Raw genomic sequence first — 25,993 nt, forward strand, 5'->3', positions numbered from 1 at the left:
ATATATTCTGATTGTAAATATAACGCAATTTATCATTAATGAGAATCATTATCAATAGTACGTAATGCGCTACTTTTGTCCCTATTCCGTTAGCCCTGATGGAAGACTATCGATAATCTCCCGTTATGTTTTTTGTTTTACCACACCTAATTTTCGTAAAACATGATTTAAACAGTGCATAACGAGTTATTTATATGAGAAAAAAATACGCTAGGGCGTCTGTCTTATGTTGTTTAATTTCGCCTGTGGTATGGGCAGAACATTCGTCTGGCGCGACAGAAGATGCTTTGATTGTAACGGCCAATAAACGAGAAGAAGCGTTAAATAAAGTGGATGGTAGCGTTCTGGTTAAAACAGGCGAGGAACTTGTACAGGCCGGTATCACTCAAGTACAAGATCTTGAGCGCGCTTTCCCTGGTTTACAAATCCGCTCACGAGGTAATAGAACCTATTCAGCAACCACCATTCGCGGTATTAGTTCACCGGATTTCTACTCGCCTTCTGTTCGAATTTATGTCGATGGTGTTCCTCAGGATCACCAATTCCTAACACAAGAATTAATCAACGTGGAACGTGTCGAACTATTACGTGGCCCGCAAGGGACTTTATATGGCGGAAATGCACAAGCGGGTGTTATTAATATCGTCACCCGTTCGCCGCAAGAAGGCCCTTGGCTTAATCTTTCCGGTAATTACTCCAAGTTGAAACAAGGTGGTTCTTTCAGCGGATCAATACCGCTTATTGAAGATCTCCTTTATGGTAGTACCAGCCTGCGTTGGGTAAAAGAGCCTGGGCAAATTGATGCACCAAATCGTGGCGATAAAAATATTGATTCCAGCAAAACCTGGCTCGGTCGAGGGCAACTGACATTTGCGCCAGAAGATTCTTCGTTCAGTGCTGAACTTAGCTTTGCTCATGAAGATCTCGATTCCCATGAAGAACTCTATTTAAACGACGAACAATTTCGTCGGAAAGAATATGATGGCCCTATCCCTGATTTAACCCGGCGGGTTAACAGTTATGCATTCAAGGCTGAATATGATTTCGGCGACAGTGTGTTAACCAGTGTGACTTCTTATCAGGATCGCGATATTTACCGTGATTTCATTGGTGGTAAATGGAAAGAGAAACATCATGCCACTACGCAAGAGCTGCGTTTGAACTCCAATTTCTCAAATGGGATTACCACTGTTCTCGGTGGCTGGTTCTCAGATGAAAAGAATAAACATCATACCAGTGGTTATCCCGGTTACTATGGCGATGCGGCTAACACAATAAAAGGAAAATCGCTGGCACTGTTTGGTGAGGTGAAATTACCCTTTGCTTCTCAGTGGGATTTGACTCTGGGTGGTCGTTTGTCCCATGAAAAATCGCAGATAGACTATGCGGGCCGTTCTGGCATGGCAGCAATCGAAGCTTTTGATAACCAAGTTTCCAGCAAGGAGTTTACACCTAAGACTGCATTGGGTTGGCAATTGACGCCAGATACCCGTTTCTATCTCTCTGCCACTAAAGGGTACAAACCCGGTGGATTCAATAACATTGTCTCCTCCGCCAATGATAGCAAACCCTACAATACTGAAACCTCAGATAATTATGAGCTCGGCTGGCATACCTCGTTCTTTGATAATGCAGTGACATTAGACAGCGCTGTTTACTACATTCGTTCGAAAGATAAACAAATTTATGTTGGTCCGATCGGTGCACAGTTTATACGCAATGTGGGTAAAGCAGAGAGCAAAGGCATTGAGTTGAGTAGCCAGATTAAGCCAATGAAAGGGCTGAAATTTTCTCTTGGAGGAAGCGTAGGCAAATCAAACTTCACTGATGCAACCGATGCAGAGAATGGCATAAATTATGACAATAAACGTCTGCCTTATGCGCCAGATGTCATGCTTAATGCAAGTTTTGACTACTTGATTGATCAAACATTGTTACCCGGTAACCTCTATTTAAATGCCGGTGCCCGCTACTATTCAAAAAGCTACTTTAATGAAGCGAATACTCTTGAACAGGGGGGATACACCCTCTATGACGCATCATTAAGTTTAGAAATGGCACATGGGGTGAATGTAAAACTCTATGGCGAAAATCTGGGCGATAAAAAGTATCGTGTCTCAAGTTTCACCGTGGGGCCAAATACGCTCAGTATGATCAATAAAGGCTTGAATGTTGGGCTGGATGTGAGTATCTCACTATGACGCATAATATCTCCCATCCCCGCCATATATCGTTGCTATTATTGACTTTGGCAGGGGTTTATACCCTCCAAAGTACGATCGGCATGTTAACGTTACAAAGTATGCCAGCGTTTTTGCGTAGCCACGGCGTAACCCCGGATAAAATCGGCTTGCTCTACTTGTTGATGCTGCCTTGGGCATTCAAATTCCTTTGGGCACCTATTATAGAGCGCTATCGTAAATCGGGTTCGGGGGATACAAATCCCCGTCGTATCATGATTTGCGGTAATCTGTTAATTACCTTGCTTTTTTGTGCAATGTCACTGGCAAAACCTGCCGAACATATGCCGCTGATTATCGTCGGTCTATTTCTAATCACCATTTGCCTGACGGTGGTGGATACCACCACCGATGGTCACGCTATTGACCGGTTATCACCAAAACATCGCCCTTGGTGCAATGTTATGCAAGTTGGCGGCGGTTATTTGGGTTCTATCATTGGCAGCGGTCTGTTTCTATACCTGGTTTCACTGTATGGTTGGCACATTGGTGCCGGGGTATTAGCCATCGTGATTCTATTGATGTCACTGCCTGCCCTATTTTTACGCGAAACACAGGTAGAAAAAGCACCAACGGTTTTAAAAGCCCCGGTTGCCCCTTCTCTCAAAAATGCACTCCGTCGGGCACCGGTTAGACAAGCATTGGTTTTGATATTGCTGTGTATGATCGGTACGCGCCTTTCACTTGGTATGCTTTCGCCGTTTTTGATCGATCGCGGTGTGGATTTAACTCAACTTGGTATCATTGCCGCCAGTGGTGGTGCATTAGCTGGATTATCTGGTGTTCTGCTTGGTGGCATCATTGTACGTAAATTCGGTGCTGTCCAGACTTTACTGTCTGTCATACTGCTTGAATCTATCGTATTAGCCGGTATTTTCTGGCTTGCCCGGCAACCAGAAGCGCCGTTATCCCTGCTTTCAGCCGCATATGTTTTCATCACCTTAATCACTGCCGCCAAATTTGTTGCGCTGTATACCCAGATGATGTCGCTCGCCGCGGGTGCTCAGTCCGGTGTGGATTTTGCATTGATGCAATCCGCAGATATGGGTATTGCAATTATCTGTTCAGTGTTGGGTGGATTGATTGTTACTAAAGCAGGCTATTCTGCCCTTTTCGTTCTTGCACTTCTCTTCACTTTCATTGCCTTGTTCTGGATATTGCGTAAGTTCCATAATTTCCACAAGGAGAGCGTGAATGCGTAATCATGATACTTCTGCTCAGAGTTCGCCGGAGCAGCGTGCGGCTGATGCCGGCGTTATTAAAGAGTTATGGTACATGATGCGCCCATACCGCACGTTGAGTTACGTTGCTATTGCACTTGCCATTCTTTCCGCCGGCCTGCAAATATTGCCGGCGGCGGTTGCCGGGCTCATCACCCAATCTATCTATGACGGGCAATATGACACGCTATTGAATTATGGCGTTATGTTATTGGGATTCACGTTTGCCGCTATGTTGACCTTTAGTGGTTCAACGTTTTTTGCTCATTTGGTTGCTGCCGATGTGCAAGCTGATGTTCGCCGCAATATCAGCAGTAAGTTGAAGTCTGTACCTTTGGGCTTTTTCATGCTGACCGACAGCACTGAAATAAAAAAGATGATGCTAGATGACGTCGAACAGCTTGAAGATGGTATTGCTCATATCATTCCAGAGATGTCTGCTACCTTATTTGGTCCATTGATCGCATTGAGTGTCATGTTAGCCATTGATTGGCGGTTAGCCTTGGCGGCCTTCGCGCCGACTTTGGGTGCCTGCTTGTTATTTGTCTATATTCAGATAAAAGTTCAAACGACAACTCAGCGTTTTTATGCAGCCCAAAACCGTATTGCTTCAACAATGGGTGAAGTTATTAATGCGATTCCTGTGGTCAAAACCTATTCAGGCGGCAAGGTTGCGTTGCAACGCGCTGAGAAAGCGTTTACTGCCCTGACTCGGATTATTGACGTTTGGGTTGAGAAAGTGCAGGTCAAATCCAGCCGGTTTTTCGTGTTATCCAGTGCTAACCTGTTGTTTGTCCTCCCTTTGGCGGTCTGGTTATTGAACCGACAAGAGATCACTTTATTCGAATTGACTTTCTTTATTTTGGCGGCAATGGCATTCGGTAATATTGCCTCATCCATGTTCGCTGTGATGACACGTTTGCAACAGCAAGAGGCGTTGATCACACGTTATCGTTGGTTAATGAATCAACCTGAACTAGCGCCTTGCACCCAAAGCCAAACACCCGCCGATCACAGCGTCGCCCTGCACAATGTCAGTTTCTCCTACCAAGATAAGCAGGGGAATGCATTAAATAACATTTCATTTTCTATACCGGCGGGCAGTTCATTAGCTTTAGTCGGTGCCAGTGGTTCGGGTAAATCTACTGTAGCGAGTCTTATCGCACGTCTTTGGGACCCTCAGCATGGTCAGGTGACTATTGGCGGTGTTGATATCCGTAATATGGATGAACCGACGCTACGCAATAACGTCTCTTTTGTTTTCCAGCGGGTGTTTCTGTTCAACGATACGGTGGCTAATAACATACGATTAGCCCGTCCTAATGCCTCACTGGCCGAAGTTGAAACGGCGGCTACCGCAGCGCAAGCTCATCAATTTATTCAGCAATTACCACAAGGCTACGACACCGTACTGAACGGTGGCGTGAGTTTATCGGTAGGTGAAAAACAGCGTATTGCCGTTGCCGCCGCTATTCTGAAAAACGCCCCAATTCTTGTATTGGACGAAGCTACAGCCTATGCCGATCCAGAATGTGAAAAAGAGATGCAACAGGCACTCAATGCCTTATGCCGCAATAAGACTGTGATTGTCATTGCCCATCGTCTACCGACTATCCGTCATCTTGATCGAATAATGGTTTTAGATAAAGGACAGATTATCGAACAAGGAACCCATGATGAACTGGCCGCACAGCAAGGTGCATACGCCAGACAGTGGGCTGCTTGGCGGGGAGAAAAAACCGGGACAGGAGCAAATTATCATGGGGCTATTTAATCGTCTCCAGCAACATCTATCACCAAAACTACAAAGAGTTTGGTTTAAGGGATTGTTATATAAACAGTTTGATACCGTTGCGATTATGGCTCAACTGGCTATTGCTGCCTGGGCTATTACCCATCTAGGGGAAAGTGACAATCCTATGTTGCCGCTTATCACTTTGGGATTACTGGTTATTTTATTGTTGCTGCGATTTACTTTTATGGCTCGCGCATTACGTAAACTCACCATTGCCGCCTATGGTTTAGGCATAGAAATTCGTCGCTCTCTGCTACAACGCCTTGTCAGTATGTCTGTCGCCACTATTCGGGGATTGAGCGCTGGAAAAATAGCGTTGACGTTATCTGAAGATGTGCAATGGCAGGAAAATCAGTCAGCCTATACCACACCGCAAATCGCTTGTCAGGTGATGATGCTGACTCTCATCTACTTAGCTTTATTCTGGTTCGATTGGGTGGTTGCCGGTAGTGCATTATTAGTGCTGATGGTTGGAATGTTCATCTTGGGAGCTATCCGTAAAAAACTGAATGAAATATTGCGCTTGCGTGCCACTATGATGGCTGAGGTATCCGAAGCTATCGTTGAGTACGCCCAAGGTATGTCCTTTATTCGTGCTGCGGCAGCAACCACGACGGTAGAACAGCGTTTTGACCGCGAAATCGACCAATTACGTGTCGCATTCCGCCGCGGGGTATTCAGAAGTATTCCGCTACTGAGCCTGTTTTACATCATCATTGATACCAGCGTGGTCGTTGGCATTCTGGCTGGTGCTCTGCGTTTTAATTCACCAGAAGCATTAACACTTTCAGAAATACTTATCACTATTCTGTTGTTGTTTGCCACGATTACCCCTCTACGTGGGATCATCCCCTTACTCAATATTACGGCCTTAACGCAAGTAGGTGAAACCCATATTGCAGAGATAGAAGCCGTTGCAACGCAAGCTTCCGGGCCACTAGCTGCGCCAGACAAATATGATGTTGAAGTTAATGACATTTCGTTTAGCTATCCAGGTACCAATCAACCCGCTATCCAAAATGTGTCGTTTTATGCGCCGCAAGGCAGTATGACCGCTATTGTCGGACCCAGTGGCAGTGGGAAATCCACACTGGCTTATCTATTACTCTCTTTCTATCAACTGGATAAGGGAGAAATCCGTCTGGGTGGAAATGATATCCATCATTACCAAACCCAAGCATTGTATGACACCGTGACTATGGTATTTCAGGAAACCGCACTATTTCAGGATACCGTCGCTAACAATCTCCGGTTGGGTGATCCCAATGCAACCCAATTAGAACTGGAACAAGCAGCTCGTCTTGCCAATATTCACGATACGATTTTGGCATTACCACAAGGATACGATACTCCGCTAGGCGTGGATGGCGGTACGCTGTCTGGTGGCGAGCGTCAGCGCCTTGCCATTGCCCGTGCCATTTTAAAGCAATCTCCGGTTTTATTCCTTGACGAAGCGACGGCTTCTCTCGATCCCGAAAACGAACAGTTGATACAACAGGCGTTTGATTCTCTTACCCGGAATAAAACAGTTTTTGTTATCGCTCATCGGCTGAGCACGATAACCCGCGCTGACCAGATATTGGTGATGGATCATGGAACCCTTTGTGATAGCGGCACTCATGACGAATTGTTAGCGCGTTGTTCACTTTATCAATCTCTTTGGGAAAACCATCTCGGCTCAGAAGAGCACTGGCATCTATATCCAAATAAGCCAAATAAGGTGTAACCCCCACCGCTTCGTAACCGTTATTATTTATAGGATATCTTCATGCACAAGGATTTTGTCTCTCCAGATTCACTGCGTCAGATCATATCTGGCCTGTTTACTCAAAAAAATACACTGGTGGATGATAACGATGATTTAATTCGCAAAGGGCTGGACTCAATGCAAATGATGGCATTGTTAAACCAGTTGAGGCGTCAGGGATATCGCGTCACCCTTCGTGAACTGTATCAAAAACCCACACTGTATGCCTGGAGCCAGCTTCTGCAACGTCATGCGCCTGTTACTCATACAGCACTTAAGCCTGATGTGGCGCAGCCATTGATTGCGGATGCTCGTCCGTTCCCGTTGACTGCGGTACAACATGCGTATTTTGTTGGGCGTTCGCCAGAACAGACATTGGGAGGAGTCGGTTGCCATTTATATCAAGAATTTGACGGTATCGGGTTGGAGCCTGAACCACTGGAAGCGGCAATTCATAAGTTGATTCAGCGACATCCGATGTTACGAGTGCGGTTTTTGCCCGATGGTCGCCAGCAAGGGATGGCCGATGCTTATTGGAAAAAATTAACGGTTCATGACCTGCGCAGCTTTACAGCAGAAGAACAGCGACAAGCGCTGAATAATATACGTGAACAACTAAGCCATCGGGTATTACAGGTTGAACAAGGGGAAACGTTCGATATTCAGCTAAGTCTGTTTGGAGAGAATCAGCACCGGTTGCACGCTAATATTGATTTGCTGATCATGGATGCCGCCAGTTTTAGCCTGTTCTTTACTGAACTGGCGGCATTAATTGTTAAACGCAACCTGCCGGTTATTCCTTCTGACTACGATTTTTGCCGCTATTTGGTGCAATATCAGGCGCAATTTGCGCAGGCTCGACAAGAAGCAGAGATATTCTGGCGTAACCGGTTAGATACCCTTCCCCCTGCCCCTCAACTCCCTCTGGCTAAGGAACCTTCCCTAATAAAAAACGTCCGCATTCAGCGCAGATGCTTCCGTTTGGCTCCTGAATATTGGCAACGTTTTAAACAACTTGCTCAACAAAATGGTGTTACGCCAACGATGGCATTGGCAACCGCATTTGCCGGTTTATTATGTCGCTGGAATCATGCTCCCCGTCTGTTGTTTAACCTGACGTTGTTTGACAGAGCGCCATTGCACACGGAAGTTGACAACCTGTTGGCCGACTTTACTAATATTTTGCTGTTAGATATTCCCGCTGATAACTTGCCGTTCTGCCAACTGGCTCAAGACGCGCAAGCAACATTTGCTGAAGCTTACGAACACCGCCATTGGTCTGGTGTAGAAGTTTTACGTGAACTTAAAAAACGCGGTAGTCATCCACATGGTGCGCCAATTGTGTTTACCAGCAATTTAGGTCGACCTTTATATGGTGAAAATACCCGTGATGTTCTGGGAAAACCAAGTTGGGGAATATCACAAACCCCTCAGGTATGGCTGGATTTCGTTGCATTTGAACATGAAAACACGCTGAATATTCAGTGGGATAGTAACGATGAACTCTTTCCTGACGGGTTAATGGATACCTTATTTACTGCCTATCAGGGGTTCATTGGAAATTTAACGGAAAACGCTACACAGTGGAGTAAAGAATTACCGGATCTGATGCCTAAATCGCAATACCAACTGCGGTATCAGATCAATAACACAACTGAACCTTTGCCGGATGCTCTTCTGCATGAAGGGGTGTTTTTGCAGGCAGAACGCACACCAAATATTGTTGCTTTGGTGACTAATAATAAGGAAATCAGTTATGGTGAATTAAGTTTGGCCGCTCGCCGGTTAGCAACCGTGTTGCAAAAAATGTCGGTTATACCGGGAGATCGGGTTGCCATTAGCATGGAAAAAAGTGTCGGACAAATTGTTGCGGTATTGGCGATACTTTATATCGGCGGCGTTTATGTACCGGTTCCTGTTGATCAGCCAGTAAACCGACGTCGTGCTATCTGCGAAAGTGCTGGGATTCGCGTCGTTATCATTGATCCTGAACAACACATTGATCTTGAAAAACAAGGTGATGACTGGTCACAAGATGTGCATTGTGTTTCTTGGCATCAGGATGAGCAATGGCCGCCTTTGGCAAACATGGTTAAGCGTGCGGTTACTGATCCGGCTTATATCATCTATACCTCTGGTTCAACCGGTATACCAAAAGGCGTCGTTATCAGCCACCAGAGCGCACTCAATACCTGTTTGGATATCAATCGCCGTCATCAGGTCCAAAGTAGCGACCGGTTATTGGCACTCTCTGCTCTACATTTCGACCTCTCCGTTTATGACATTTTCGGTATTCTCACCGCGGGAGGTGCGCTGGTATTAATTAATGAAGCACAGCGTCGTGACCCATCAACTTGGGAAATGCTGATCGCGCGTCATCATGTGACGTTGTGGAATAGTGTGCCCGCACTGTTCGATATGTTACTGACCTATTGCGAAGGCATGGAGGTCGATGCGCCGAAAGCACTTCGTACTGTGATGTTGTCCGGGGACTGGATCGGTTTGTCACTGCCTGAACGTTACCGCGCCTTCAATCCTGATGGTGTTTTGAGTGCAATGGGCGGTGCTACAGAAGCGGCTATTTGGTCAAACGAATATATCGTCAAAGCAGTTGAAGCACAGTGGCGCTCCATTCCGTATGGCTATCCTTTAGCTAACCAGCGCTACCGTGTCGTGGGTGAAGATGGTCGTGATTGCCCTGATTGGGTTGTCGGTGAGCTTTGGATTGGTGGCTCCGGTGTCGCATTAGGCTACTTTAATGATGAAGAACGTACTTCCGCTCAATTTGTTGTCGATCAAGGGGAACGCTGGTACCGCACCGGTGATCTGGGTTGTTACCATCCTGAAGGTTGGCTTGAATTTCTGGGACGTCGTGATAGTCAGGTAAAAATTGGTGGTTACCGAATTGAGTTGGGGGAAATTGATGCGGCCCTTAATCAAGTCACTGGGATTAGTAAAGGAGTGGCACTCGCCAGTGGCGAAAAAGAGAAGTCGCTAGTGGCGTTCCTTGAATTAGAAGGTGATTCTTTATGCCAACGGATCAATCGTGCACCGCAGTTATCCGCTGGCTATCGTGAGCTGTTCCCCGCAATGCATGCAATAACCGCAGATAGCAGTGAACCTCAAGTTGCCATGTTCCTGCTGGAACATCTATCTCGTCACGGTATTACCTTTACTTCACCGCAGTCACTGACAGATTGCTTGAAACACTATCAGCCCCAAGCGGAGTATCATGACTGGTTTGCCCGTATGTTGGCATATCTTTGCCAATGTAAGGTACTGGTTGAATCTACACCGTATATATATCAGGCCGGATGGTTACCCGCTACATCCAATGATCAGGCGATAGGTATCCCGGAACGTTGGCACACTGTGTTACGCGATGTTCTTACCGGGCAACAGACGGCGGTTGCATTACTTGACGATCCGCAATTCGCACCGGAACAACAATTGTTTGTGTTGCCAGAAACCCAGCAGTGGCTGACCGGGTTGCAACAAGTCATCACCATCCTCTCTCAGAGATTACAACGCCCCGTGACTTTGATGGAGTTTGATGCTCGCAGCGGTCGCTGTGCGCAGTGGTTAGCAGAGCATATTACTGATCAGCATCTCTGTTATCTCGGCTTTGAACGTTCTCAGGCACTGGTCAATCAGGCGCAAACACGGTTAAGCGGTTATGCTCATGCATCAGTACAATATTGGTCTAAAGTGCAAGGTTGGTCTAAACAAGTTCCTGAATCGCTGCAACATCAGGCTGATATTATTCTGCTGAATAATGTATTACACCGGGAAGAAGATCCTGCACGTTGTCTCAAGGAATTGGTACCATTTGCTCAACCCGGCGCGTTGATATTGGCAATGGAGTTGCAACAGGCATCGTCTCTTTCCCTGATTACGACTGAATTGCTTTCACCTCAAGGTATTCAATTACGTTCTGCGTCACAGTGGTTATTGTTATTGCCACAACTATTACCACTACTACCACTACAGGCTGAAACGCCAATTACCATCGGTAACCTTAGTGTGTTATTGATGCAAACAAGTGACAGCGTAACTATTCCTGATCGGGAAAAAATTAAGTCTGTGCTGGCACAACATCTGCCGGGATATATGATCCCACAGCGCTTGCATATTATTCCTCGTCTGCCATTGACACCTAACGGCAAAATTGATCGTAAGGCGCTATCGCAAGAACTACAGTCTGCGATAAAAACAGAGACAGCACCGCGCCAGAATGAAATGGCCTTGTTGAATGCGGTGGAACAAACCGTTGCCGGCATTTGGCAACGCTTGCTCAATACAGAACAACTGGGCTGTGACAGTGACTTTTTCCAACTTGGCGGTGATAGTCTTCTGGCTACGCGTTTGGTTGGTGAACTGACACAACAAGGCTTTAAAGGTGAGCTGGGCCATCTTTTCCGTAACCCACAATTGGCAGCATTTGCGGCTACACTGGTTCCTCTGGCTGAAACTTCATCAACAGAGTGCGCTCTGCCGAAAGAGCAAAATGAGTACCAGCCTTTCCCACTCACGGAAGTTCAGCAGGCTTATTTGGTCGGACGCCATCCGGGTTTCGCTTTAAGTGGTGTTGGCGCGCATTTCTTTATTGAATACCAGATAGAGCAGTTAGATGTTCAACGTTTAAATCGGGTGTTAAATCGTCTGATTCAGCGTCATCCCATGCTCAGAACCGTGGTTGTCAATGGGCAGCAACAGGCATTAGAAAATGTCCCGCTGTTCTCCGTCAAACAACATCAATTCACCAATATTACGCAGGCAGATACATTACGCGAACAGCTTTCGCATCAAGTATTAGATGCCAGTAGCTGGCCAGTGTTCGATTTTCAGCTTGCGCAAGATGATGGGATTGTCTCCCGGCTATTTGTCAGCTTGGATAATCTGCTATTAGACGGGTTGAGCATGCAGATATTGCTGGCCGAGTTAGAACAGCTTTATCTCGACGAGCAGCATGAATTGCCACCATTGAAAGTCACATTCCGGGATTGTGTACTACGCCAGCAACAGGCACCAGCACATCAGCGTTCGCTGCAATATTGGCAGGAGCAAGTGAAAACATTACCACTGGCACCACAATTGCCACTGCGTATTGCCCCGGAAAAGGTTCAATCGCCACGTTTTGTGCGCTATAGCGATCGGCTATCTGCATATGAATGGAGCCAGTTGAAACAACATGCAGCTCCTTATCAAATAACGCCTTCCGCGCTATTAATTGCGGCTTATGCAGCGGTTCTTTCTGCGTTCAGTACTAAACCGGAGTTAACGCTCAACCTTACTCTGTTCGATCGCCCACACTGGCATGAAGATATCAATCACATTTTGGGTGATTTCACTTCTCTGTCATTACTGGCCTGGCACCCGGAGAAAAATTGGTTATCAAGTGCCCGTAGATTGCAACAACAGTTATGGCAGGATCTAGATCACCGTCACATTTCAGCAATTAGAGTGATGCGTGAATTGGTACAGAGCCGTAGCGCCGATGCGGCCATTATGCCGGTCGTTTTCACCAGTGCATTGGGAACACACCAAGGGCAATTCCTTTCGCATTCATCGTGGATGAAACCCGTTTGGGGTATTTCCCAAACGCCACAAATCTGGTTGGATCACCAGGTTTATGAATCTGATAATGAACTTTGTCTAAATTGGGATGCTGTCGAAGAATTGTTTGAACCACATCAGTTGCAAAACATGTTCAATAGCTACATGACGCTATTGCGTGCCCTTGCGGCTCAGCCAGAAAGTTGGCATGCAGCACTGGAACAATTGATGCCACGCCAGCAATCCGTGATGGTTGAAAATACTGCTGTTGCCATTGCGCCATCATTGCGTTCAGAGGGATATGACCCTCAAATATGCAGTAAAATTCAACGTCTGTTCTTGTCCATAACAAATCATCCTATTAACGCACAACAAAACTTTTTTGAGGCAGGAGCCAGCTCGCTACAGCTAATTCAATTGCACAGCAAACTACAACATGCGGGTTTTTATCATCTTGCCGTGACCGATTTATTTGCTTATCCAACACCAGAGACGCTCAGTTTGCGCTGCCGGAAGGATTCCCACGACGGAAATCGCCAGTCGATTACCCCTCGTCAGCGTCAACAACAGAAGCGTCTGCAACAACGGGAAAAACGTCATAAAGGAGCTGCATAATGACTGATTTAACGTCTCATTACGATAATTGCGATCCTGTCGCAGTGATTGGCCTTGCCTGCCGCTTTCCGCAGGCACCAGATAGCGATACTTTCTGGCATAACCTGCAACACGGAGCTGAGTGTACTGTTCCACTCTCCCGTCAAACATTATTAGATGCAGGTATTCCTCTTGAAGTCATTGAGAGTGAAAATTTTGTCAATCGGGCAGCGATATTAGAGAAAGCGGAACAATTTGACGCCTCGCTGTTTGGTTATTCACGGCAGGAAGCGGAGATGCTCGATCCTCAACAGCGTCTTTTTCTCCAGACCGCTTGGCATGCTCTTGAACATGCCGGTTATGCGCCACGTCATGTCCCGTTGAAAACCGGTGTTTTTGGTAGCAGCCGGGTCAGTACTTGGCCTTCATGGTCACAATTTTCCATGACCGATGTTGGCAAAGTTAAAGGGCTTCAAGCGTTAATCAGTAACGATAAAGATTATCTTGCGACACGTACCGCTTATAAATTAAACCTAAAAGGCCCGGCACTGACGGTACAAACAGCGTGTTCAAGTTCACTGGTTGCTGTGCATATGGCTTGTGAAAACCTGCGTGCCGGTGAGTGCGACATGGCGTTGGCTGGTGGTGTGGCAGTTTCTTTCCCGCAAGAAAGTGGTTACTTGTATCAGCCGGGAATGATTTTCTCCCCTGATGGGCATTGCCGCCCTTTTGATAGCCAGGCAAATGGCACCTATGGTGGCAATGGCGTTGGTGTTGTCACGCTAAAACGCCTAAGTGATGCTCTGCGCGATGGCGATCCCATCATGGCTGTGCTACGTGGCAGTGCAATTAATAATGATGGCAATGAGAAAGTTGGCTTTACCGCCCCTTCGGTCAACGGTCAACGCAACGTTATTATCGAAGCACTCCAACTGGCTGATGTCAGCATTGATGATGTTGGCATGATTGAAGCACATGGTACGGGAACGCCTCTTGGCGATCCGATAGAAGTTGACGCGCTACGCAGCATATTTTCTGATCGTAGTGTGGCGTTACCGCCTTGCTATCTTGGCTCAGTGAAAAGCAATATGGGCCATCTTGATACGGCTGCCGGCATTGCTAGCTTGATTAAAGCGGTTTTGTCTGTTTGGCATGGCTATATTCCACCGACGATCAATGTTCAGCAACCCAACCCGGCTTTACGGTTGGAACAAAGTCCATTCAGGCTGGCAACACAAGGGCAACGCTGGACACAAGCATTACGTACCGCAGGCGTCTCTTCGTTTGGGATTGGTGGTACTAACTGTCATGTCGTCGTGCAATCATTGCCGGAAGAATTACGTCGTCACCGTGTCCATCATGCGCAGACTTCGCCTTTATTGCTCTCTGCTGCTTCTGAATTTTCATTACGTCAATTGGCCCAACGTTATGCGGCTGCACTCAATGGTGCACCAGAGCATCATGCAGATCTGGCTTGGACCGCATTACAGGGACGTGATTTTTCATTACCCTGGCGTTTAGCATTGGCGCTAACGCCACAGAGTGCTGAAAATTTATCCGCTTTTGCCAACAAGAAACCAACACAAAATGTTTTCAGTGGGCAAATCAATAGCGAAAGTAAACAACTTTGGCAATTTAGCGGTCAGGGTTGTCAATGGTCTGGCATGGGGAAAGCAATGTATGCCAGCTCTCCTGTTTTTTCCGCTATGTTGGATCGTTGCTGTACAGCCTGTGCATCAGAGTTGGCATTGCCATTAAAAGCAGTCATGTTCGGAGAGCATGATGCTGCATTAGCCACCACCGAATACGCACAACCGGCAATTGTGGCGCATCAAATTGCACTGGCGGCACATTGGCAGGCACTTGGATTAAAGCCTGATTATGTATTGGGGCACTCGGTTGGAGAATTTGCCGCTGCCGTTGTTGCCGGGATTTTCACACCTGAACAGGTGATGCCGCTCGTGGCGGTACGAGGCAAACTGATGCAAAACTGCTCCCAAGGGGGCGCAATGCTGGCGGTTTTTGCCAATGAGGAAGAAGTACTTCCGTTCGTTCATTCGCTGGTATTAGATTTGGCGGTTTGCAATGGCCCACAACACTGGGTTTGGGCCGGTACAGAGACGGAAATTGCGACCTTGGCACAACGCTTGGAACAACAGCAGATTCGTTGCCAACGTCTAAACGTTGCCTGTGCAGCACATTCAGCCATGCTTGATGGTGTACTGGAGGCATTTTCTCTGCGTTGTAGCCAGTTGCAACCTGCATTGGGGGAAATTCCGCTGATTTCTACCCTGACCGCCAATATTGCAACGGCGGCACAATTAGGTTCACCGGACTACTGGCGTAATCATATGCGTCAGACCGTACGCTATTACCCGGCTGTTGAGTTTGCCCGCCAGCAAGGGGTGGCATTATTTATGGAGATGGGGGCTGATGCACAATTAACTGGCATCGGGCGACGGGTCAGTCTGCCACAGGAATCTTGGATTGCTGGCATACAGCGTCAAAACTCTCCAGAGACAGCTCAGCAAACGGCTCTCATGCAACTTTACTGTGCTGGTGTGCATCTTGACTGGCCGCATCTTTTCTCGCTTACTGGGGAAAAATGTCATGCTCCTCTCTATCCATTTGATGAGCAGCATTATCGCTTCCCTGCAACCAAATCTGTGCAGCCCACAACCAATATCAATGCTGGACTTGATGTAAATGCTCTGCTCGATCCTGCCATTGAGCAAAACCCTGATGCTGCAACACTACGTGAGTTGTATACCGATGCATTGGTATATCAATGTCATGGGCGTGATACTGAACAAGGTTTCAGTGCTATCGACACTATTCGGGCTGGTCGTCTGCAACCTCGTTGGTGCCCTTTGTTGGAACAATTGCTAACCTATTGCGTCCAGCAAGGTTATTACCGGGAAGTTTCTGGGCCAACAGCAAGTAAAATGTATTGCCCTGATCGTCCCCTGCCATATGCCAAACGCAGATTATTAGAGTCACGTTTATTCACCGCTTTTCCGGCTTTGATTTATGCGGGTGAGCGTCTATTTGCCCTGTTAAGCGATCGTTGTGATCTGCCGCGTCAGTTTGTATCAACCCAAGCTGCGACCAACTCATGGCTTCCCGCACCACAACCGTGTCCCAACACCCACTATGCCCTACACTGGCGTACAATAAACACAGATAACCCAAGATCTTCAACGGCATATACTCTCCGTTCTTCAACGGTGAATGACGAGATAGTTAATCATTGGCGTCAGGCGGGTATTGATTTACAGCCAGAAAGCGGAAATATCTTATTACTGCTTACCGGCAGTGATGTACTTGAATTATGCGATCAGGTTATTACCGAACTAAAACGTGATGAAGAAATACCATTAACCGTTGTCACCTGTGGCGCTCAACCGGAAACCACCTTATCACCAGAGAATATCAATCCAGCTCAATATGCTGTCTGGGCATTGTTACGTGTCGCAGTTGAAGAATATCCCCATCGTCGTATTCAAGCGATTGATATTGCTGATATCAACGATGCTGACGCTTTGTCATTAGCGCTTGGCTATTTGAGTGAACATAACCGTTGGCTGAGAGTTCGTGGCAATCAAGCCTCGGTGCCGGTTTTACAACGTCAATCCTTACGGCTTTCTCAACAGCCGATGTCGATTCCCCATCAGGGTTGGCATATCGTGACCGGGGGAATGGGAGGGATTGGTCAGATTTCCGTCCGTTGGCTGTTGGCTCAAGGTGCACGTAGAATTGCAGTATTTGCCCGTCGTCAACATGCGGATTGGGGCACTTTTGTTCAAGAGTCATCACTGAATACTGAATGTGAGATACGCTGGATTAAAGTTGATGTTACTGATACGCCAGCTTTGTTAAATGCAGTACAGATGCTGGCACAAGAGGATGGTATCGCCGGGGCAATTCATGCGGCGGGTATCGCTGATCATACCCGGTTGGCAGAACTTGAACCTCAATGTCTGTCACAGATGTTATCGGTAAAAGCCCTGAGTGCATCGGCGTTGCAAACTGCTCTTAAGCAACATAATGCACACTATCTGTTGCTTCATTCTTCTGCCGCATCAATGTTAGGCGCTCAAGGACAAGGTGCTTATGCCGTTGCCAATGCTTACCTGGAATCTTTGGCGCTGACAGCCCCGAATCCGTTGATAGTAAAAGCATTGGTTTGGGGTGTTTGGGGTGGCGTTGGTATGGCCCGCGAGCGGCGATTAGTGGAAAAATTGGCACAAGATGGCATGTTACCGTTCAGCGTCAATGAAGGTATCTGGCATTTTAATCAATCTCTGCGCAGTGCATCTCCTTGTTATCTGGCGATACGGTTGGATGAGCATCACCCTGATATTTCGCGGCGTTTACAGGCTGATACTGACCATAACCACCCAGTGGCACCCCCGGCACCTTCACACTCTGTCGATAACACGTTGTATCAGGACAGTGAAGAACGGCTTAATTGGTTGCGTCAACGTGTCGCTGCATTGCTGCGGTTAGAACAGCCTGAACGTTTGGAATCGCAACAGGACTTACTGCAATTTGGTTTGGATTCCTTGTTGTTTCTGGAGCTAAATGCAGTGATCCACCAGCAATTTGGTTTCAGACTCACTGCCGAATTGGCTTATCAGAATATGAATTTAGAGGGGCTTAATCGGCTTATTGGCGACGCGTTACCTGAACAACAAATAACCGGCTCTCAGCCTGAGATCATTATTGACAGTGCCCAACGTCATGCTCCATTCCCGTTGACGCCCATTCAGCACGCTTACTGGATTGGTCGTACTCAGGCCATTGATTTTGGCGGTGTTGCGTGTCACGTCCTATTTGAATGGGATCTGACACTAGATCGTTTTGATATTCCGCGTTTTGAGAAGGCATGGAATGCTTTAATTCAGCGTCATGGCATGTTGCGCATGGTCGTGGATGAAGACGGGCAACAAAGAATTCTGCCTGAAACCCCTTGGTATGCTTTATCACAAGATGATTTGCGTATGCTGGATGAAACAGCTTGCCAACAGGCACTGGTTCAGCGTCGTCATACGCTTTCTTACCAGGTCCCGCCGGCAGAACAGTGGCCACTGTTTGAAGTTTCTGTTTCTCTGTTACCGAATGCACGTTGTCGCTTACATATGAATCTGGATCTGTTGCAGTTTGACGTACAGAGTTTCCGAATCATGATGGACGACTTGCAACGCGCTTACCACCAGAAGCCACTGATCCCGCAGGTGTTTACTTTCCGTGACTATGTGATGGCGGAACAAGCTCAACGGGCAAGTAAAGAGTGGCAGGCATCATGGGCATATTGGCAGCACCAATTACCTTCGTTGCCTCCGGCACCAAGATTGCCGCTGAATCCACAATTGCCTCAGCGTCGTCAGCCACAATTCACCACTTATGAAGGTCGATTAGCACAATCTGATTGGCAAATGCTTAAACAACGCTGGCAACAATGGGGTGTGACGCCTTCCGCCGGTCTGCTGACGCTGTTTGCTCATACTCTGGAATGGTATAGCCGTCATCCGCTGTTTACTCTCAACCTGACATTCTTTAACCGGCAACCTTTCCATCCAGAGGTTCAAGATCTGATTGGTGATTTTACCTCAGTCATGTTGATGGATTTTGATTTACGTAAGGCAACTTCCCTGCGTGCCAGCATGGAGAAAACACAAGCTTTGCTATGGCAACGGCTGAGCCATAACTATGTCAATGGTGTTGAGGTATTGCGAGAACTTGGCCGCCAACAAAATGGTGAAACTCAAAGCAGACAACCGCTGACGCCGGTGGTTTTCACCAGCATGTTAGGAATGGCGCAAGAAGGCGTCGCCATCAAACAATCGATCACTCAGTTACTGGGAGACCCGGTTTTTGTTCTGAGTCAAACCCCGCAAGTCTGGCTGGATCATCAAGTCATGGAAGTAGATGGCGATCTACTGTTTAACTGGTACTGCATGGATGATGTATTAGCACCGGGGGTTATTGAGGCACTGTTTGCCGCTTATAATGCGCTGTTAGTGCAAATTTGCTGCCAGCCTGACTGCATAGAACAGTATGATCTTCATATCCCCCCTTCCGGTCATACCCGTTATGACTTCTGGCCGCAACAACCTGAATTGCATCAAGCTGAACAATATTTGCGTGCCAAACCTGAAATACGGTTGGCAGAAATTCAGCCACGTCAGGATGACACGCAAGGTTATAACTTCTGGCTGGTGGCAGAGGACAATTTGTCATTATCGCTGCCAGAACCATTAGCGATAAACACCGATAAGTTACCGCTGCCTGAGTTAACTGAACAACAGGCATTTGAGCGCTCTTGGCAGCACATTGAGCAGCAAGCGTTATTTGGCCTGAGTCAGACATTACTGCGCCATAATCTGTTCACTTATCCTCAGCAATGCCACTCTCGCACAGAGATTGAACAACATTTACAACTTGCGCCACAGTATCAGCGTCTTCTTACCCAATGGCTGACGTTATTAAACAACCAAGGATTGATTGAAAAAACTGCTGATGGATACCGTTGTTTGCAACCGCTTAATCGTGTTCCTGCTCCTACGGCAAAACTGGACAATGCTGTGTGGTGTCAAACGATTAGCCGTTATATCGCGACATGTATCGAGCAACATGATGCCCTGCTTGCCGGACGAAGTAATGCGTTGGAACTACTGTTTGCCGATAAACAGATCACTGCCAGCCTCTATAGTGAGAATCCCGCGTTACGATGCCTGAACCAAACGGCCGCTGAAATTGTCCGGCAATTGAGTCAGGTATCTGAGCATTTCACTGTTCTGGAAGTCGGTGCAGGAACCGGTGCAACCTCAGCGAAGGTGCTTGAACACAATGCACAATCGATTGAACGCTATCACTTTACCGATGTTTCGCCGCTATTTCTGGATGATGCCCGCCAGTTGCTTAATCACTATGGCGAAACCGTAAAATTTGCGCTGTTCGATATTAATCAGCGTATTGATTTTAGCCAACATCCTGCATCCGGTTATGACCTGATTATGGCGGTTAATGTGTTGCATGATGCAACTCATCTGCAAAACACCCTACAGCGCCTGTCACGGTTACTGAAAACCGGTGGATGGTTACTGATTATTGAATCAACGAAACGCGAAAGCGCTATGCAACTTGCTAGTGTCGGATTTATTGAAGGTATTAATGCCTGGAGTGATGATCGCGGCGATAGTGCATTGATGGATCTTGCGGACTGGCGTCAGTGCCTGGAGAAATCCGGTTATCGGGTTTCATTGGAATGGCCGGGGCAAGATGGGCCAGAACTGCATCAACAACTGATTCTGGCGCGGGCTGAACGGCAAGCACGGCTCAATGTCAGTGAAATAGCGGCACAATTTTCTACTTTGCCTTACTCATTGCATGTTCAACAGCAAGAACAATTACCGCTGATCGTGGCTGCTAAAGAGAGCGTGGCACAACGATCAACTCCAGAAGCAGTACAACCGGAAACAGAAGATGACCAGCTCCATGATATAGAACAGCAGGTAATCACGCTCTGGTGTTCACTGCTTCCTCAGCCAATACAGCGCCACAGTGACTTTTTCCAAAGTGGCGGTGACAGCTTAATTGCTACCCGGATGGTGGTGCAATTGCGTCGTCAAGGTTACGAACAGGCAAATCTGCAACAGCTTTTTGAACATCCGAAGTTGAGTGAGTTTTGCCGTACTTTGCGGACAATTGAAACAGTTGAAACAACACTCGCTACACAGGCTGTTCCAATTGAGACCAAGCCAGCATCGGAGCAAACGCTGCCACTGACTGCGTTGCAATATGCTTATTGGTTAGGCGAAAGCCAACTGTTTCAGTTTGGTAACGGTATCGCGCATTTCTACGCTGAACTGGCTATCAACGATCTTGATCTGCCTCGCTTCATTACTGCCTGGAACCGTGTGGTGAGTCATCATGCGCAATTACGTGGTTATGTGAAGGATGGGCAATATCATATTCTGCCGGAAGTGCCTTGCTATACCCCGACGGTAATTGACTGTCGTAACATGATGCCTGCTCAACGCGAGACAAAACTCGCGGATGCCCGCGATATCCTGCGCACTAAAGGTGTTCCTAGCGATAACTGGCCGCTGTTTGATTTGACGCTATATCGTACTGATGACCGGACGCACTTATTACATTTGACTATCGATCTACTGGTTGCTGATGGTAAAAGTTTGACATTAATCCTACGCGATTTGCAACGCGGATATCAGGAACCTAACTGGCAGCCAGAACCACCGGCAGCAACTATTAGTGACTATATTCAAGCACTGGAAGATGAGAAAACAGGGGAAGCTTGGCAGCAAAGCCGACAATACTGGCTTAATCGTTTACCCTATCTGCCTGATGCTCCAGAGTTGCCACTAAAAGATCATCAGTCACAAGAACTTAATCAACAATGTCTGACGGGATATATTAGTCCGCAACAATGGCAGCGTTTGCAACAACGCGCAGCAGAATACCGAGCTTCACCATCACAGGTTATGCTGACATTATTCACCCATATTCTGGCGGTATGGAGCAACAGCGAGCATTTCACCATCAATGTTCTGCATGGCAACCGACTGTTAATGCCGCAACATTGCGATACGTTGGTCGGAAATCTGTCCACTACATCATTGTTGGAAGTGGATTTACGCCATATCACTGGATTCAGTGATGCGGTAAGTCAGATACAGAAACAGTGGTTAGCAGATCTGCAACATGCTCTATTTGATGGACAACTGGTACTCAGAGAGAAAAATCAGCACCGTCACAATCTAAACGCCGGTATGCCAATCGTGTTCAACGATACAACCGGCACTGCGGGTCGGGGGCCATCAGGGCTGGGAACGCTGAATCTCTTTGGTGCGCAAACACCGCATGTTTATCTCGACTGTATGCTGATTTCTGGCTCAGAGGGTGGCGTTATCATTCAATGGGCAATTTTGCCGCAACTGTTCCAGCCACAAGTTGCAGAAAATATGTTTGCTCATTATCAGGCTAGCGTCGCCGCCCTGCTTGAACCCGATTATCAATGGAGCGCACCACTGCCAGAGTGGCTCCCGGTAAATGATCGAATTTTGTGCCAAAACAGTAATGCAACAACGCGTGTCTTTCCTTCCCATACGCTTTGTTCGTTAATTGAACAGGCAGTAAATCGCTACCCACAACGTATCGCGGTTGTTGATGCTTATCGTCAAATCGATTACCGCACTTTGTGGTCACAAAGTCTGGCGCTGGCTGCTCATCTACAAACACAAGAACATCAGCATTCGTCACTAATTGGCGTGGTGATGGAAAAAGGTTGGGAACAGATTGTTGCGGTTATGGCGATTTTATTGGCGGGACGGGCTTATTTGCCTATTGATGCCAGCTACCCGCAACAGCGCATCCATCAGCTATTGGCATCAGGGGAAGTTGATACTGTATTAACTCAACCTAAGTTTGCTCAACAAATGAGTTGGCCTGATAGTGTACAGGTTATCTCGCTGGATGAACTATTACTTAACCGCTTGCCGAAAAATACCGGTGGACAACGCTTGTCTGCCCATCCTGAGGATTTGGCTTATGTGATTTTCACATCAGGTTCTACCGGCAAACCGAAAGGCGTGATGATAGATCATCAAGGTGCGGTTAATACCATTCTTGATATTAACCAACGCATTGCTCTCAATGAACACGATAGCGTACTGGCGATATCAGAATTGACATTCGATCTTTCAGTTTATGATCTGTTTGGTACTTTAAGTTGTGGAGCAAAACTGGTGATTCCTTCTCCCGGTGACAGCCGACACCCCGACAAGTTATTGACGTGGTTACAACAAGAATCCGTCACAGTTTGGAACTCTGTTCCAGCATTTGTACAACTGCTTGAGGAATACGCCAGAGATTACCCACATTCCCTGAATAGCCTGCGTTGGGTATTGATGAGTGGTGATTGGATACCGACCAGTTTACCGGAAAGATTATCTGCTCTTCACCCTGCGTTGAATCTTCTCAGTTTGGGCGGTGCAACCGAAGCATCAATTTGGTCTATTGCCTATCCTATTGCTCAGGTTGATCCAAACTGGCGCAGCATTCCATACGGAAAACCACTGGCTAATCAGACTTTCTATGTGCTCAATGCAACGCTTTCGCCCTGCCCGGTTTGGGTAACGGGGGAACTCTATATTGGTGGACAAGGGTTAGCTTTAGGCTACTGGGCTGATTTGGAAAAAACTGCCCAAGCCTTTATTACCCATCCTCAAACCGGTGAACGGTTATACCGCACCGGTGACTTAGGTCGCTGGCGGCCAGACGGTAATATTGAGTTTCTGGGGCGCAATGATCACCAGATTAAAATTCGGGGCTACCGGATTGAGCTAGGTGAGATCGAACACCGCTTATGCGAGCACCCGGATATACAACAAGCATTAGCGTTTGCACATACTACGTCAACCGGTGCATTGCAACTTGTCGCGGGTTTGCGTTTGTCTGATGAAACCCCGCTATCTACAGAACTTTTACCGGTTCTGCCTCATTGGTTGCAACAGACCTTGCCTGTTTGGATGTGCCCACAGCGATTTATCATTCTTGATGCGATCCCTGTATCCGACAACGGCAAAATTGACAGACGCGCATTAGCTACCTTGGTTGAGGTGGCAGCACAGGAAGTCAATCTTGCATCGTCGGTTGCTCTCAGTGTGACAGCACAAGCTGTGTTGAACCTTTGGCAATCAGTATTGGAACAACAAGCTATCGGTGTGCATGAAAGTTTCTTTACGCTAGGTGGAGATTCTCTGGCGGCGGTACGGTTAATGGTGAAAATCAATCAGACGTTTAACCGTCAATATCCGCTCAGTCTGCTACAAACTTACGATACCGTACACTCTTTGGCTGAATTTATTGAACATCAGCCAGAAAGCCTTTGCCAAGGGGTGATATTGAACAAGGGAAGCGTTGAGCAACCTGCCCTGTTTATCGTCCATCCTATTGGCGGGCATTTGTTAGGGTATCGTCATTTAGCGGCCAGTTTCGGTGACCAACGTATGATTGGGTTGGCATTTTCGCCAGATAATTTAACTCCAGATACCCCTTCCGTGGCGGCGTTGGCGGCTGACTATATCAGTCAAATCCGCGCCTTCCAGCCACAAGGGCCTTATGCTTTGGCAGGATGGTCTTTCGGTGGATTGGTGGCTTATGAAATGGCTCATCAATTACGAGCGATGGGTGAACGCATTTCTCAATGCATCCTAATTGATAGCTTTGCGCCAAATGTGCGGGCCGATTTGACGCTGAATGAAACATTTTGTCATCGTCATTTCCTGCTCGATTTGCAGGGGCAATTCCCCGGTCTCACTCTGGATGATCATGTTATCGCTGCCGATACGGAGACCTTCCTTAATACGTTGCACGCTGCTTTGCCACAATCTGCACAGATTGATAGCTCGCTGACCGCACTTTATGACGTGTGGCACCATAACTTAAATGCGTTGCTTGATTACTGTCCACCGCAGACTTCACAGCCTTTCTGGCTTATTCGGGCAGCACAGGCACTACCTGATTTTATGGATTATCTCGATCCAACCACCATCGCCTCAATCGATCTTGGCTGGCAGGCTTTTGGGCCAGTCCATGTGACACAACTTGCGGGTGATCATTACACCTTGTTCCAACATCAACATGTTGGCTCACTGGTTACCTGTATGAAAGATATCTTGAATTCAGTATCAACCACTAATCTTGTTAAGGAGAACATATGATAAAGCCACGGCGGGTTCTGATTGTCGGTTCGAAATTTGGCGAATTATATCTTAATGCGTTCTTACAACCTCAGTCTGGTCTGGAATTAGCCGGTATTTTGGCACAGGGTAGCGCTCGTTCGCAGCAACTTGCCTGTGATTTTAATGTGCCCCTATTCCGCTCACTGGATGAACTACCAGATGATATTGATATTGCCTGCGTGGTAATACGGGCGGAGGTTATTGGCGGCAAAGGCGATCAGCTCACTCAGGCACTTTTGGCGCGTGGAATTTCTGTCATTCAGGAACATCCCCTTGATGCCGAAGCTATCAAAAAACATCAATTAACCGCCAACAAACATGATGCAATGTTTTGGGTAAATAGCTTTTATAGCCAATGTCATGCTGGAAGAAGTTGGTTACATGCGGCGCGGCAAATCACTCACTTATCACAGCAACGTCCGGTAAGTGGTTATTTGACAACCAGTCGCCAATTGCTATTTTCTGCGCTCGATCTGTTGTTACAGGCATGTCATTGTCCGGAACAGATGGAGATAGTTTATGTCGGTCAGCGAAGCGGTGCATTTCATTGCTTTGAACTTAGCTTCGAAGGGACAACCGTAACATTAAACGTGCAATCCTATCTGGACCCAAGAGATCCCGATATGCACAATCTGGTGATGCATAAAATGACGCTGATCTGGCCTGTCGGTTATCTTACGCAGGAAGCCAGTTACGGGCCGGTTATCTGGACACCCGTCCTTCATGCACCTGATCATCTGAATAACGAACAAAGCCTCTACCTGAATGCCAGTCAGCCGGATGATAACTATCTGTACCAAGCGACATCACAAATTCTTTGTCCGGCAACCAAAAACTGGATGACAGCATTTGAATGTGATGGGGCTAAAGGTGTGGCATTTTTGCTCAATACCTTAGGTTCTGTATTGAACGGTGCCCTTTGCCCACCGGCTTTTGCTTACGATTACCAACTGCGGCTAGCAGGTTTATGGCAACAAATTTTGCGCATTATGGGAGAGCCTGTTACTCAGGATTTATCGCCCCCTGTTTGGATTGAGCCAGCAAAATTGATGTTAACTAAGGAAGAATGTTGA

At 47.2% G+C, this 25,993-nt stretch carries 7 protein-coding genes; all 7 read left to right on the forward strand.

Going from position 1 to position 25,993, the window contains the following annotated elements; translation table 11 throughout:
* The first annotated feature begins 194 nt into the window (after positions 1-194).
* From PluTT01m_RS11990 to PluTT01m_RS12020, 7 genes are read left to right on the forward strand one after another with little or no spacing between them, the layout of a single operon-like run.
* Positions 195-2,201, forward strand: a complete 2,007-nt coding sequence (locus tag PluTT01m_RS11990) for a TonB-dependent receptor (protein ID WP_011146558.1) — start codon at positions 195-197, stop codon at positions 2,199-2,201.
* Positions 2,198-3,442, forward strand: coding sequence for an MFS transporter (locus PluTT01m_RS11995; protein WP_011146559.1), 1,245 nt, complete (start codon positions 2,198-2,200; stop codon positions 3,440-3,442). The genes PluTT01m_RS11990 and PluTT01m_RS11995 overlap by 4 nt, the downstream gene beginning before the upstream one ends.
* Complete coding sequence (locus PluTT01m_RS12000) at positions 3,435-5,234, forward strand: ABC transporter ATP-binding protein (RefSeq protein ID WP_041380081.1); 1,800 nt, start codon at positions 3,435-3,437, stop codon at positions 5,232-5,234. Before PluTT01m_RS11995 ends, PluTT01m_RS12000 begins: the two co-directional genes overlap by 8 nt.
* Positions 5,137-6,981, forward strand: coding sequence for an ABC transporter ATP-binding protein (locus PluTT01m_RS12005; protein WP_228956863.1), 1,845 nt, complete (start codon positions 5,137-5,139; stop codon positions 6,979-6,981). Before PluTT01m_RS12000 ends, PluTT01m_RS12005 begins: the two co-directional genes overlap by 98 nt.
* 42 nt (positions 6,982-7,023) lie before the next feature.
* Positions 7,024-13,173 (forward strand): non-ribosomal peptide synthetase, encoded by a 6,150-nt coding sequence (locus PluTT01m_RS12010; protein ID WP_011146562.1) that lies wholly within the window; start codon positions 7,024-7,026, stop codon positions 13,171-13,173.
* Entirely contained in the window at positions 13,173-24,899 is an 11,727-nt protein-coding gene (locus PluTT01m_RS12015; RefSeq protein WP_011146563.1) for a hybrid non-ribosomal peptide synthetase/type I polyketide synthase, read from the forward strand. The genes PluTT01m_RS12010 and PluTT01m_RS12015 overlap by 1 nt, the downstream gene beginning before the upstream one ends.
* Positions 24,896-25,993: a Gfo/Idh/MocA family oxidoreductase gene (locus tag PluTT01m_RS12020; RefSeq protein ID WP_011146564.1), complete on the forward strand. Its 1,098-nt coding sequence runs from the start codon at positions 24,896-24,898 to the stop codon at positions 25,991-25,993. Before PluTT01m_RS12015 ends, PluTT01m_RS12020 begins: the two co-directional genes overlap by 4 nt.

This window comes from Photorhabdus laumondii subsp. laumondii (assembly GCF_003343245.1).
GTDB lineage: Bacteria > Pseudomonadota > Gammaproteobacteria > Enterobacterales > Enterobacteriaceae > Photorhabdus > Photorhabdus laumondii.